Consider the following 14747-nt stretch of genomic DNA (forward strand, 5'->3'; position numbering starts at 1 on the left):
TGTAAGGTTTAGTTTAAAATAAAGTTTAAACGAGCGAATAAGAATCTACCTCCAATTCCAAATTGCTGAGATCTTCTTGACCATTCAAACCTTCCAGAACTAAAGTTACTATTCGTACTATCAGTTCTATCAGGATAAATATCAAAAATATTATTAGCTCCAACAGTAAAAGTTAATTCTTCTGTTGCTTTAAATCCAACAGATAAATCAGTAACTAACTTTGCACCATAAACTTGTTGACTGGCAACATTATTACTAGCTTCAGTTACTTCTCCGAAGTAAACATTTCTTAAGAATACATTAAAGCGATCTGTAGATAAAGTATTTGATAAATTCACTTTTGTTCTAGGAACAGCTTCTTCTAAGTAAATTCTTGACGCTTCACTAAAATAACTACTTTCTTGACCAGAATCTACCAAAACTTGTGAAGAGTGAATATCGTCAACACGTCTAGTTTTAGAGAAAGTAGCAGATAAATCAGATGATAAACGCATGCTTTCATTTAAATCAAATTTATGAGTAACTACAATGTCAAGTCCCATAGATTCAGTATCGATTGCGTTCGCAAAAAATGCGGCTGCTTCTGCATTTGTAACAATACCATCAGGAATATTAAAACGATCGGTTAGGATAACTCTATCTTCGATTGCAACGAAATATGCATCGGCAGTTATTTTTAAGTTTGCACTTGGTATCTTTCCAGCGAAACCGAAACTAACACTTGCAGACTCTTCTTCTTTTAAACTAGGAATTCCTAACTGTTGAGCAATATCGCTATCGTTTGTAAAAGTTCCTACTTCACTTGGAACTCCTGCAATAAATTGAGTAGCAATCGCATTATAATATCTCTGATGTAACGACGGAGCTCTAAAACCAGTACTAGCTCCTGCTCTTAAGTTTAAGTTATCATTAACCTTATAACGAGACGCTAATTTATAATTAATGGTAGAACCAAAATCACTATAATTTTCGAATCTTGCAGCTCCACTAACAAGTAATTTATCTGTTAATTCAGCTTCTAAGTCAATATAAGCTGCGAAACTATTTCTATCTCTACCTAATGCATTTTTTGGAGTAAATCCAGGGAAAACTTGTGACCCTCCTGGTCTTGAACTTCCAAAGAAATCAGTTGAAGCCGTAGTTGTAGGAGTAACAGGTAAACCATTTGCATCATATTGCGTATATGATTCTTCCTCTCCAGCAACAATATCATAAAATTCAGCTCTGTACTCTGCACCAACGGCTACGTTTAAACCATTGAAAATATCTTCATAGTTATTTACAAAATCTAAATTGGTCGTGTTTTGAGTAAAACTAAAACCTCCTGCATCAAAACGAGTCGGTGAAGCACTTAATAAAGAAGCGTTTGAGGTATTTGAAATCTCAAAATTGAAACTGTTAGTTCCCCAAGTATTACTGAAGTCTACATCCCAATCCCCTGCTTTACTGCGAATTCCAACAGCGATTGATTTATCAATAATTTTAGAATTAATTTCAGGTAAAAAACCATTGATGTATAAAGGAGTATAAGTTCTTGACTGATATGGTAAACGATAAAAACCTGCAGAATTACCCGTTCTTGAGCTAAACCCAGAAAAAGAGTAAAATTCTGTTCCATTGTCATCTAATGGTAAACTCATGTTGGCAAAAAACCTTCCACCTCTTACACCAGACTGCCCAACACGCATGTTAAAATCACTTCTGTTTAATCCTCTAACATCCAATTCAGCTTCAGTAGTATCGAAGTTTAATAGAGATTGAATAGTAGTTAAATCTGTTGCATTATTAATTGCATTCTTAGTTGCTAAATCGAAATGAGTAACTCCTTGAGAAGCAAAGCGAATATCATCAAGACTAAGGTTTGCTAAATCCAACCCAGAATTATTAGCAACCCACTCAACAGAATTGTATCCGCTGAATATCTGTCCTTTAAATTCACTCATTCTGCTATAAGGATCTCTATAGTCGAAATCTCCTGTAAAATTGATGTAACCACCTTTATCACCTAAAGCAATACCATAATTAGCTGATATATTAACAGTTTCTCCATCAATACCACCTTGTTGCTCTTGCGAATTTTTAGACACATGGGCACCAGAAGTAACAGATAAATTTAATTCGTTTACCTTGTTGTTTAAAATAATATTAATTACCCCGGCAATTGCATCAGAACCATATTGAGCAGCAGCACCATCTCTTAATACTTGAATACTTTTAATTGAAGCAGCAGGTATCGCATTTAAATCGGTACCAACACTACCTCTACCAAAAGTACCATTAACATTAACTAATGATGAAGTGTGTCTTCTTTTTCCGTTAACTAAAACTAAAACCTGATCTGGTCCTAAACCTCTTAAAGAGGCAGGGTCTATATGATCTGTTCCATCAGATATAGTTTGAGTATTTGAAGAAAACGAAGGAGCCACATAATTTAATATTTGGTTCAGGTTTACTTGTGGAGAGTTTCTAGTAAGTTCAGCTACATTAATAATATCAACAGGAACAGGTGTGTCAACAGCCGTTCTTGATTTATTACGTGAACCAACGATAATAGTTTCTTGTAATGTCTCGCTTGATTCCATTGCCTCTATAACAAGGTAATTTGTTGATGTAACTAACTTTTCAGTTGTTTCATAACCTAGTAATGAAATTACTAGTGTTGAGGGAATCTTGCTCATATTAATTGAGAACTCCCCTTGATCATCGGTAGTAGTACCGTTATTTGTGTTTTTTTCTACCACATTAAAAAATGGTAGAGCATTTCCATCGAGATCAATTACTTTTCCCTTTACTGTTTGCGATGAAACAGCGACTGAAAAAAGAAATAATGACAACAATAGAAAGTTTCTTGAGAATAAAAATTTCTTCATGTATAATGATTAAGTTGATTTAGAGGGCAAAATTTGTTTTTTATTAATTAAAAACAAAGAAATATTGTGCTTTTTTTACAAAATTACACTTTAAGGTGGTGTTTTGTTTGTTTTTTAACTTAAGTGGTGGTGTAGTTTTATTTACTTAACACTTTGTAAACACTCTAGTTTTACTAAGTAGATCAATGAAATTGATCTAAATTGAAGAAGGTTTCATCGAGTTCAATATATTTGCAGCACAAAACAACGCAACAATGAATATTTTAATACTTGGTTCTGGAGGAAGAGAACATGCTTTTGCTAAGAAAATATCTGAAAGTGAAAAAATTAACAACTTATTTGTAGCGCCTGGTAATGCAGGAACTGATGCTATAGCAACTAATTTATCAATAAATCCAACCGATTTCAATGCAGTAAAGAAAACGGTATTAGAAAATAAAATTGATATGGTTGTGGTAGGACCAGAGGCTCCTTTAGTTGAAGGAATTCATGACTTTTTCTTGTCGGATAATGAGCTTGTAAAAATACCAGTAATAGGTCCTAAAAAAGACGGAGCATTATTAGAAGGGAGTAAAGATTTTTCTAAGCAGTTTATGGAAAAGCATCTAATTCCTACGGCTAAATATAAATCTTTTACAAATGCTACTTTGGAAGATGGAAAGTTATTCCTTGAAACATTGCAACCTCCATTTGTATTAAAAGCTGATGGATTAGCAGCAGGTAAAGGCGTTTTAATTTTAAATGATCTGGAAGAAGCTAAAACTGAGCTTGAAGAGATGTTGTCTAACAAAAAGTTTGGTAATGCATCATCCACAGTAGTAATCGAAGAGTTTTTAGACGGAATTGAATTGTCAGTGTTTGTGTTAACAGATGGGAAAAGTTACAAAGTATTACCTTCTGCTAAAGATTATAAAAGAATAGGCGAAGGAGATACTGGTTTGAATACAGGAGGTATGGGTGCAATTTCACCAGTTCCTTTTGCTGATGAAGAATTTTTAACCAAGGTTGAAGAAAGAGTTATCAAACCAACAGTCGATGGGCTGCAAGCCGATGGGATAGATTATAGAGGATTTATTTTTATTGGATTAATGAATGTAAATGGCGATCCTTTTGTAATTGAATATAACGTTCGAATGGGAGACCCAGAAACTGAAGCTGTTTTGCCAAGAATTCAATCTGATTTAGTAGATTTATTTGAAGGAGTGGCAAATCAAACACTTAAAGAGAAAACATACGAAGTAACAGACCAAACAGCAACAACTATAATGTTGGTATCAGGAGGGTATCCTGAAGCTTATGAAAAAGGAAAGGAAATTACTGGGTACGACCAAATAGAAGATTCAATAGTGTATCATGCAGGAACTACCAAAAATAATAATAAAGTAGTTACTAGTGGAGGAAGAGTTATGGCAATTACTTCATTAGGAAATACAATAGAAGAAGCGTTAGAAAAGTCATATAAAAACATAGACAAAATATCTTTTGATAAAATCAATTATAGAAAAGATATTGGTTTTGATTTAAAATAGAAGCGAAAACCAAATTTTAAATTCGGTGATCCAATAATAACTGCCGACATGATTCTGATCCAAAAAAACAAGGAAAAAGAATTATGTCGGTTTTTTTTATTCGCTGTAAACCTATTTATTCTTCTTAGGTTGATTTTAGTTTTGATTATCAGAGGTATAGTTGTTTTTATGTTTTGTGTTTTGTTTTTGTTAACATAAATTAAGGGAGAAACTTAGGTTTTTGTCATAAAATATTGTCAAATTCATAGAGCTATTAGTTTGGTATGTTTATAGTGTTTTTGAAGTGTTTTGGCTAATATTTGATTTTACCAGTTATAAATAATTTAGTTTTACAATAGCAAAAATAAACTCTCGAGAACAAGGAATAGCTATCCAAAAATTTTTGCTAACATAGAATATTAGAAGGGAATATTTATGAATTGAATTCGTTAATTCATAAGAGCTATAGAAAGGCAATTTTAATTTTTTTATCAAAAAAAAATTCAAAACAATAATGTTTTGAGGGTAAATTGTAGTGCCTTTTTTTAAGCTCTTTATTTAGAGTGAAACTTAAATAATCAAGTACATATTCTATAGTGAAAAACTATTTTTAACGTATTAAAACTAAAATATAAACATTATGTTTATACAGTTTACTAAGCAAAAAAACTTTAGAACAGCAATTGCAGCTGTTACTATAGGATTAGTGTCATTCGCTGGATATTCGCAAGATAAAGCGGTTGAATTAATCAAAAAAGACAATGATAACAGAAAGTTATCAGCCTTAAAATCTGAATTTATAAAGAAAGGGCAAGATGCAAAGAAAAGAGTAGAAGAATATGAAAATAGACATAAGTTCTACAAAGTATATAATCTATTAGGAGAAGAAAGTACTGAAGAAAATGATCCTTCTTCTACGAGACAATTAATGGATGTTGGTACTGATGGAATTTTGTATTATTATAAAACGGATAATGACGACGCAGCAAAAACTACCAGAACAAATAAGTTGCACCCTTCAAGTGGATTAGGTTATAATTTAACTGGAGAAGGAGAAACTATTGGAATTTGGGATGGTGGTGTTGTAAAAGAATTCCATGAAACTTTTACAGGACGAGCACAATCAGGAGAAGGCGTTTATAATAATAACAACACTGATTACCATGCTACACATGTTGGAGGAACAATGGTGGGAGCATTAAATTCTTCTAATGGTAGAGGTGCTGGTATGGCTCCAAATGCTGAACTTTTGAGTTATGACTGGTCTAATGATACAGAGGAAATTATTGAAGCAATTAATGATCGTAATTTATTAGTTTCAAATCATTCATATAGTTTAATAGCACAATATTTACCAGAGTTTTTCTTCGGAAAATATTACTATCATGCATGGAATATGGATAGAATTGCAAACAATGCACCATATTATTTACATGTAAAAGCAGCGTCAAATGATAGATCGCGTTTTCAGGCAAAAGGAGGATATGATTTAATGTATGCTGAGAATGCAGCTAAAAATATTCTTACGGTTGCAGCAGTAGAAAAAGTTGAATCATATCAAGATGCTTCTTCGGTAAAAATGTCTGTGTTTTCGAACTGGGGACCTACCGATGATGGTAGAATTAAACCAGATATTTCTGGAAACGGTGTAGGAGTTTATTCAGCAAGTAACCAATCAAATAATTCTTATGGAACATTGAGTGGTACGTCAATGGCCGCTCCAAATGTATCTGGATCGTTAATATTATTACAGCAATACTTCAAGCAACAAAATGGTTTTTATATGGAGTCTGCTATGTTAAAAGGATTAGCACTTCATACAGCTTCTGAAGCTGGAAGAAACCCAGGGCCAGATTATGAATTTGGATGGGGACTATTAGATGCTGAGAAAGCTGCCGAAACTATTAAGAATAACGGTGAGTTAAGTATGATTAAAAGTGTAGATTTAGATAATAACGAAGTTTATAGTTTTAAAGTAAGAAAAAACGCTACTAATGAACCTTTATTAGTTTCAATTTCTTGGAATGATGTTGCATATCAGTATAATCCTGCTGATAGATCTATCGATAATCCAACACCAGTTTTAGTGAATGATTTAGATATTCGTGTTACTGATACAGAGAATACTACTCATTTCCCTTGGAAATTAGATCCTAAGAACCCAGCAGCAGGGGCAACAAAAGGAGATAATATTGTTGATAATATTGAAAGAGTTGAAGTTTCTGAAGGAATAGAAGGAGAAGTATATACGGTTACTGTTTCGCACAAAGGAAATTTAGTAGGAGGTCGTCAATCAGTAGCGGTAATTGTTACTGGAGGTAAGAGAGTTACGGGAGACTGTAATATTGCTCAATGGTCAAGGTCTAAAGCATATAACCAAGGCGATATAGTTGAGTATTTAGGAGATAAGTTTGAAGCTAAAAATTGGTCACAAGCGCAAGCTCCATTTATAAAAGATCAATGGGGACCATGGAAATTTGTGGGTTCTTGTAGTACGTTAGGAAACAATGCACCAGAAATTAACTTACTAGCTCCAACTGCCGGAACTGAGTTCAGAGGAATGAATAAAGTTACTTTTTCTGCAAAGATCACTGATGCCGATAATGATTTAGCTTCAGTAAACCTTATTAGAAAAAATGAAAGAGGAACTGAAATAATCAATCCTTTGAAGGTAGAAGGTGATGTATATACTTTCGAATATACACCAGATTGGTATGGAAAATACGATAATACTATCGTAGCCATTGATAGCAAAGGAACTAAGAAAACTCAAGAGTTTAATTTCTTCCTATATGAAGAGCAAACTGAGCCTAGTATAGCTTTCTTAAGTCACCAGGAAGGAGATGCTATTTATAAAGGAACTTTAACGAACTTGAAGTTACAGGTATCAGGAATTTATGGAAAAGATTTACAAGTTCACTTAGAAACAACAACAACTGGAGGAAAAGAAGATCTTTATCAATTAACAAATGTTAAAGATGATCAAACTGTTTTTGCTCAATCTTTTACTTATTCAGACACAGATAGTTCTAGTAACGTTGAGTTTAAAGTACTTGTAAAGAATGAAGCTGGAGAAATCGTAATCCAAAAGGTAATCAATGTAGCATTAAAGCAAAACCTAGCACCGGTTGTTGAGTTATTGTCTTACAATGATCGTTTATTTACTACTTTAGAAACAGTTGAAATTAAGGCTAAAGTTACTGACGCTGATGGATCAGTGGATAAAGTTGTATTTACTTACAAAGGTGAAGAAAATGTATTCAAGAAGGTTGAAATGACGAAGAATGGAGATATTTATACTGCTTCATTTACTCCTCCAACGTTCTACGATGCTTATAATAATACTATTGTTGCTGTTGATAATAGAGGTAGAGAAAGTGATACCGTTACAATGTTTAACAGAATAGCAGCAGATGCGCCAAATTTACCACCAGTTGTTGAATTTAGAGAATTATTTGAAGGACAAGTATTCCAGTTTGATGGGCCAAGAGATATTCCGTTTGTTTTCATTACTTATAATGGTATTATTGAAGGACCAGAATATGTAATAAAGTCAGAAGTATTCTTGAACGACGTAAAAGTTGATGAGCATATTCATGATAAGAAATTTGGATTAGGAATGAGAACTTCTGTACCTGTTTCTAAGGCGGGAGAATACACACTTAAAATTAGAACATTAGACGAAAGAGGAACTTGGGGAGAAAATCAAATAACTTTTAAAGTTGTTGATAAGCCATCTGTTCGTTTCTCTAACCTAGTAGATGGTAGTACATATCCATTAAAAATCGGAGAATCTTTCGAAGTAGCTGTTGAAGCGAAAGGAGATTATGCAAAAATTAGAGAAGTACGTTACTATATTAGAGAGTTTGTTGAAGGTGGAAGAATGCCGTACTTACATAATTTTACTACTAATGATGCAGTATCTAGTACTAGCTTTGAACCTAAAAACGGATTGTCTACTATTCGCATTGATGTTGTAGCTATAAATGAGTTTGGAATGGCGAATACTACAGGTATAGTAGTTTATACTGATAAAGAAGATTTGCAACCTCCATATCCTAATCCAACTACAGGAATTGTAAATATTCCATGGGATAAGTCTTTAGGTAAATTCGTTACTTATGTATATACTTTAAATTATAAGTTTGAATTTAAGAAAACTTTTGAGTCTCTAGATGCGGCAGCGCAATTAGATTTAGGAGGACTTAAGAAAGGAACGTACATTGTGGTTATAGAAAGTCAAAATGTAATTTATCGCAAAGAATACAAAATAGTGGTAGAGTAGTAGTTTCTAATAGAATTACTTACAAAATTATTACTAATAGTAAAGCTCCTGTCATTTTATTGGCAGGAGCTTTTTATTATTTAGACTCGATAAAATATGCAAATTTTTCTACTAAAACCTACTTAACTTGTGGGTTAATGTTAATTCTGTTCTTTTTGATTTGTAATATTGAGTATTAATTCATGATTTATGGTTTTTAGTGAGTAATTCATAAATTTATTGAAGTTTGACTTTTCAAAAATCTTACTTAAGAATGACTCATGGATTAAAAAATAGTTTAGTTTCGCGGCTGCAAAAAAATCTCATGAGAATTAAAAAGGAATCGCTATCCATAATTTTTGCAAAAAAGAATATTGATTAATGTATGATTTACCTACGTGTTTTATAAAATAAAATATGTTAACCGAACTTACATAGACTGTATTCTATAATTGAAAATCATTTTTAAATATTAGAAAAAATTATAAGCAATATGTTTATAGATTTCACAAAGCAGAAAATTAGAACTGTTGTTTCGGCAGTATCTATAGGATTAATTTCATTTGGTGGATATGCCCAAGACAAGGCAATTCTTCAGGTGAAAAAAGAAACTAACTCACAAGGATTAAACTCATTGCAATCTCAGTTTAAAAGAGAAAGTGAGGCCGCGAAAAAAAGAGTAGAAGAACACTTAAGAAAGCAATCATTGTTAAGATCTGCGACACCTGAAAGTGCTTCAGATGATAATAGTCACAGAGAGTTAATGGATGTTGGTGAAGATGGTACTTTGTATTATTATACCACATACAATGACGGTGCAGCTAAAACCACCAGAACTGATAAGTTGCACCCATCAAGTGGATTAGGGTATAATCTTACAGGAGAAGGAGAGATGATTGGAATTTGGGAAGGTTCGACTGTGAACGGAAACCATGAAGCCTTTACTGGAAGAGTTATTGTAAAAGAAGAAGGAGTAGAACCAATATACGGAAATATAGATCCTTTGAATGTGACTCGAAATGATAGTCATGCTGATCACGTAGGTGGAACTTTAATAGGCGCTAAACACGCTGATGGAGGTAGAGCAGCTGGAATGGCTCCGAATGCTACCTTGCTAAGTTATGATTGGTTTAATGATAACCAGGAAATTATTCAAGCTGTTAAAGATCATAATTTATTGGTTTCTAACCATTCTTATGGCTGGGATGCTAGTTATTTGCCTAAATACGACTTTGGTAAATATGGGCAATATGCCAGGAAAATGGATGAATTAGCAAATAAAGCTCCTTATTATTTACACGTAAAATCGGCTGGAAATGATAGAGGTAGTAATCTAAGCGATGATGGATATGATTTAATTTATGGAGTAAGTGCAGCTAAGAATATATTAACCATAGCTGCAGCTGAAAAAGTAGAGGAATATAAGAATGCTTCTTCTGTAAAAATGTCTTGGTTTTCAAATTGGGGACCCACAGACGATGGTAGAATCAAACCTGATATTTCAGGAAACGGAGTAAATGTTTATTCAGCAGACCGATATAGTACAAGTGCTTATACTACAAAGAGTGGTACCTCTATGTCTGCTCCAAATGTTTCAGGTTCTTTATTGTTGTTGCAACAGTATTATAAGCGATTGAACGGGTTTTATATGCGTGCCGCAACTTTAAAAGGTTTGGCGTTGCACACAGCGTCTGAAGCAGGAAGAAATCCTGGGCCTGATTATGAATTTGGTTGGGGTCTTTTAAATGCTGAAAAAGCAGCGGAAGCCATTAAGAATAATGGAGAGTTAAGTATGATTAAAGAGATAAACCTTGATAATAATGAGGTACATACTTTCAAAGTTAGAAAAAATTCTGATGAACCGTTGATGGTTTCTATTTCCTGGAATGATTTAGCATATAATGTTTCTCCATTTGATACAACCGTTGATGATTCAACTCCAGTATTAGTGAATGACTTGGATATTAGAATTATAGATTCTGAAAACAAAGAAACCTTACCTTGGAAGTTAAATCCAGCTACTCCATCCGCTGGAGCAACAAGAGGTGACAATATTGTTGATAATATTGAAAAAATTGAAGTAGTAGGTGGCGCTGCTGGCGAGGTTTATACTGTAACGATTACTCATAAAGGAGTTTTAACAGGAAATCAGCAAGCTGTATCAGTAGTTGTTACAGGGGGAAGCAGAGTGTCTGGAGCCTGTAATTTAGCGCAATGGTCAAGATCAAAAGCATATAAAAAAGGTGATATCGTTGAGTATTTAGGAGATAGATTTGAAGCTAAGTTTTGGTCTCAAGGAAGTGTTCCATTTTCAAATGATCAATGGGGAGCTTGGATGTTGCTTGGAGAGTGTGGTACAAATAATAATAAGTCAACAATAACGTTAATTAGTCCTGAGCCTAATACTAATGTCGAACATGGTAAATTAGTTCAAGTTAAGGCGTCTGTGACCAATGCTGCTTTAAGTTTTTCATCAGTGTTTTTGAAAATTCAAAGACCAGGAGAAACTTTCTTATTAGAGCCTAAATCAGTAGTAGGTAATGTATATACATTTGATTACTCTCCGAATACAAATAGAGAGGAAGTTTTAAGTATTGTAGCAATCAATGAGCAAGGAGTAAAGTCAACAAAAGATTTAGAATTAGATTTTACATTAAATCAATCTCCAAAGCTTGAGTTAATATCAGCTCAAAATGAGTTCCAAAATAATTTAGAAGCCATACCGGTTAAAATTAAAGCAACAGATATTGATGGCGCTGTAGAGAAGGTGTACATGAGTTATACAAATGTATATGGTGTTGTTAAGGAAAATATTGAAATGCTCAAAGAAGGAAATGTGTATTCGGTAGTTATTACTCCTGAAAACCTTATGGATCAATTTGATATTACAATTGTTGCTATTGATAATTTAGGTAAGAAGAGTGATTCAGTAACAGTTCAAAGAAGAATAGGAAATGGTGAAAAGAATATAGCACCAGTAGTTTTTATTCATACACCTTTCGAGGGAACTACTTTTGACCTTACAGAATCTCTTGAAGTTGAATTAGCATATACTTCTTATAACGAGTTTTTTGAAGGGCCTGAGCAATTGGTTCGTTCTGAAGTTTATTTAAACGGAAACTTAATTAGAGAAGAAAACTATGAGAATTCACATTACTTTTCTGAGGAAACTACACTTCGCATTTCTGAATTAGGAGCTTATACTGTAAAGGTAAGATCGCTTGACGAAAGAGGAGCTTGGGGTGAAGCAGAAGTAAGTTTTGAGGTAGTAAAAAATCCTGAAATTCGATTCACTAATTTAACAGAAGGAAATCTTTATACTCTTAATAAAGGAGAGCTTCTTGATGTTAATGTTGAGGTTGTCAAAGGAAGTTCTGATATTCAGTTTGTTGAGTATCTTACTTATGAGTATAATGACATTAATTTCTTCCCTAGAGTTGAGTTTTATTCAAGTACCGAAGCTCCATATAGTTTTCAATACGATCCGAAAAGAGGAAGTTCTGAAATTTATATAACGGCAACAGTTGTAGATGTAAATGGAAAAACAAATAGTGCTTCTGTTACTATTTATACTGAAAAAGATAAGATACAGCCTCCATATCCAAATCCAACAACTGGAATTGTAAATATTCCTTGGGATGCTGCTTTAGGTAAAGCAATTGTAGGTGTTTATTCATCAAGAAACATTGAGCAGTTTTCTAAAACGTTCGAAAGTGGAAATGAATTTCAAATAGATTTAAGTGCACTTAATAAAGGAGTTTATTTTGTTTTAGTTCAAAGTAAAGACGGTTTCTATTTTAAAGAACACAAAGTTATTTTAGAGTAATTACGATAGAACTACCATAAAATAAAAAACCCCCTTTCAAATTAATTTGAAAGGGGGTTGTTTCATAATAAGATTAAACCTTACTTATTTCTTGATTTTAGTATAAGAAAACTTATATTGTAAGTATAAGTAAGCATCTCGAGGTAAAATTTTTATCCACTTTTTATATCTTAAGAACCATTGAAAACGAATTGAATTAAATCCGTTAGTTAAATAACCAGCAACGAAAGGATGAACATTTAACGTAATATCCTTATAATTTTCTTTACTGTTAACTAATCTTTCTAATTCAGATTCGAACTTGTCCAATAATACAATAGGAGCTTCTACTTCTCCATTTTTGTTCGGATTAGGTTCTCTTGTTTTTATGTGTAATTCAGGTCTTACACGTTGTCTTGTAATTTGTACCAAACCAAATTTACTAGGAGGTAGTATTTTATGTTTCGTACGGTCTAAAGACATAACTTCTTTTAAATGCTGATACAATTTTTGTCTGTTTTCAGAGCTTTTCATATCAATGAAGTCAACAACAATAATTCCACCCATATCTCGTAATTGCAGTTGTCTTGCAATTTCCGAAGCGGCAATTAAATTAACTTCTAAAGCAGTTTCTTCTTGGCTTAAAGCTTTGTTTGATCTGTTACCGCTATTTACATCAATAACGTGTAACGCTTCTGTGTGCTCTATAACTAAGTAAGCACCCTTGCTCATTGAAACTGTTTTGCCAAACGATGTTTTTATTTGTCTTTCAATACCATATTTCTCAAATATTGGTACTTTTGGTCTATGAAGTTTCACAATATTTTCTTTTGCTGGGAATATTTCCCTTAAATATTCTTTAATTTCTTGCACTAATGCTTCATCGTTGGTTACGATACTTGTAAAAGAATCATTCATTACATCTCTTAAAATAGAAGATGCTCTATTTAATTCACTTAAAATTTTTGTTGGTGTGTTTGTATTTGGAATACGTTTACACATGTTTTTCCAACTATCTAGTGAATTCTGTAAGTCTTTGTCAAGTTCTGCTACTTTTTTTCCTTCAGCAACAGTACGTAAAATAAGTCCAAAACCTTTTGGTTTTATACTTTTTGCTAATCTTTTTAAACGTTCTTTTTCTTTACTATCAGCTATCTTTTGTGAAACTGATACTCTATTAGAAAAAGGAACTAAAACTAAATATCTACCAGCTATTGATAGCTCGGAACTAATACGTGGCCCTTTGGTAGAAATAGGTTCTTTTACAATTTGTACTAATAAATTTTGACCTGATTTTAGTACATCTTTAATACCTCCGTCTTTGTCTATGTCCTCCTCAAAGCGGAAATTTTTTAAAGTGAATTCTTTAAATTTACCTGTGCTTACTTTTTTTATGAATTTATTCAAAGATTGCACCTGTGGTCCTAAATCATGATAGTGTAAAAAACCATCTTTAGGATAGCCCACATTTACAAACGCCGCATTTAATCCAGTCATTACTTTTCCAATTTTTGCTAGAAAAATATCTCCAACTGAAAATTTATTGTCGTTTGTTTCTTTGTTTAATTCAATAAGTTTACCATCTCTCAGTAAGGCAAAATCAATATCAGAAGAATTTGATCGAATAATCAATTCTGTTTTCATCTGAATGTAGTTTTTATGCCTACGTACATCATACGAAGACGGATTAAAATTTTGTAAACAGGTATTTTTTTATACCCTTTTAAGGTGTTTAAACCTTAATGTCAATGAACTTTTTAAGCTATATAAGCAAACGGAAAAAGTAAGCTACTGCTTACTTTTTCTTATGACGGTTTGCTCTTGCTCTTTTTTTTCTTTTGTGAGTAGAGATCTTAGCTCTCTTTCTTTTTTTACCACTCGGCATAGTTAAACTGGTTTAGAAAAAGTCGGATAAACCGACTTTTTGGTTAATACTTTATTTATAGGATCGTGTTATTTAACACTTACCTTAGTCTTCACACCTTCCGTAAATACCTTTGAAGGTTTGAAAGCTGGAATATTGTGTGCTGGTATTTTTATGGTAGTGTTTTTTGAAATATTTCTACCTGTTTTTTCAGCTCTTTGTTTGATAATGAAGCTACCAAAACCTCTTAAGTATACATTATCTCCATTCTCTAACGCGTCCTTCACTTCATCCATGAATGCTTCAACAGTCGCTAAAACATCTGCTTTTTCAATTCCACTTTTATCCGAAATTTTAGATACGATATCTGCTTTTGTCATTATTAATATTTTTTATTTGTTTTCTTTAAAAATTGAGGATGCAAATATATGATAAT

At 32.8% G+C, this 14747-nt stretch carries 6 protein-coding genes; 3 read left to right on the forward strand and 3 right to left on the reverse strand.

Annotation, left to right across the window (positions count from 1 at the left end; all coding sequences use genetic code 11):
• Positions 1-8: 8 nt before the first annotated feature.
• Positions 9-2870, reverse strand: a complete 2862-nt coding sequence (locus tag BLW23_RS15285) for a TonB-dependent receptor (protein ID WP_093671354.1) — start codon at positions 2868-2870, stop codon at positions 9-11.
• Between the two features lie 254 nt (positions 2871-3124).
• Between BLW23_RS15285 and purD the strand changes: the two genes are divergently transcribed.
• The 3 genes from purD to BLW23_RS15300 all read left to right on the forward strand — a co-directional run bounded on the left by purD (position 3125) and on the right by BLW23_RS15300 (position 12468).
• Positions 3125-4399: a phosphoribosylamine--glycine ligase gene (purD, locus tag BLW23_RS15290; RefSeq protein ID WP_093671356.1), complete on the forward strand. Its 1275-nt coding sequence runs from the start codon at positions 3125-3127 to the stop codon at positions 4397-4399.
• A 619-nt stretch (positions 4400-5018) separates the two neighbouring features.
• Positions 5019-8663 (forward strand): S8 family serine peptidase, encoded by a 3645-nt coding sequence (locus BLW23_RS15295; RefSeq protein ID WP_093671358.1) that lies wholly within the window; start codon positions 5019-5021, stop codon positions 8661-8663.
• Positions 8664-9135: 472 nt separating this feature from the next.
• Positions 9136-12468 carry a S8 family serine peptidase gene (locus BLW23_RS15300; RefSeq protein ID WP_093671361.1) on the forward strand — a complete coding sequence of 1111 codons (3333 nt, stop codon included), beginning with the start codon at positions 9136-9138 and terminating at the stop codon, positions 12466-12468.
• An 84-nt stretch (positions 12469-12552) separates the two neighbouring features.
• Here BLW23_RS15300 and BLW23_RS15305 read toward each other — a convergent pair whose 3' ends face one another.
• Together BLW23_RS15305 and BLW23_RS15310 are read right to left on the reverse strand one after the other, a co-directional pair.
• Complete coding sequence (locus tag BLW23_RS15305; protein ID WP_093671363.1) at positions 12553-14091, reverse strand: Rne/Rng family ribonuclease; 1539 nt, start codon at positions 14089-14091, stop codon at positions 12553-12555.
• Positions 14092-14400: 309 nt separating this feature from the next.
• Positions 14401-14691, reverse strand: coding sequence for an HU family DNA-binding protein (locus BLW23_RS15310; protein ID WP_093671365.1), 291 nt, complete (start codon positions 14689-14691; stop codon positions 14401-14403).
• Positions 14692-14747: the final 56 nt, after the last annotated feature.

Origin of the sequence: Tenacibaculum sp. MAR_2009_124 (genome assembly GCF_900105455.1) — a bacterium.
GTDB lineage: Bacteria > Bacteroidota > Bacteroidia > Flavobacteriales > Flavobacteriaceae > Polaribacter.

Bases quoted from the DNA above. Each gene is read 5' to 3' on its own strand.
- BLW23_RS15310 (WP_093671365.1), bottom strand. From the start codon at position 14,691: ATGACAAAAGCAGATATCGTATCTAAAATTTCGGATAAAAGTGGAATT.
- BLW23_RS15305 (WP_093671363.1), bottom strand. From the start codon at position 14,091: ATGAAAACAGAATTGATTATTCGATCAAATTCTTCTGATATTGATTTT.
- purD (WP_093671356.1), top strand. From the start codon at position 3,125: ATGAATATTTTAATACTTGGTTCTGGAGGAAGAGAACATGCTTTTGCT.
- BLW23_RS15295 (WP_093671358.1), top strand. From the start codon at position 5,019: ATGTTTATACAGTTTACTAAGCAAAAAAACTTTAGAACAGCAATTGCA.
- BLW23_RS15285 (WP_093671354.1), bottom strand. From the start codon at position 2,870: ATGAAGAAATTTTTATTCTCAAGAAACTTTCTATTGTTGTCATTATTT.
- BLW23_RS15300 (WP_093671361.1), top strand. From the start codon at position 9,136: ATGTTTATAGATTTCACAAAGCAGAAAATTAGAACTGTTGTTTCGGCA.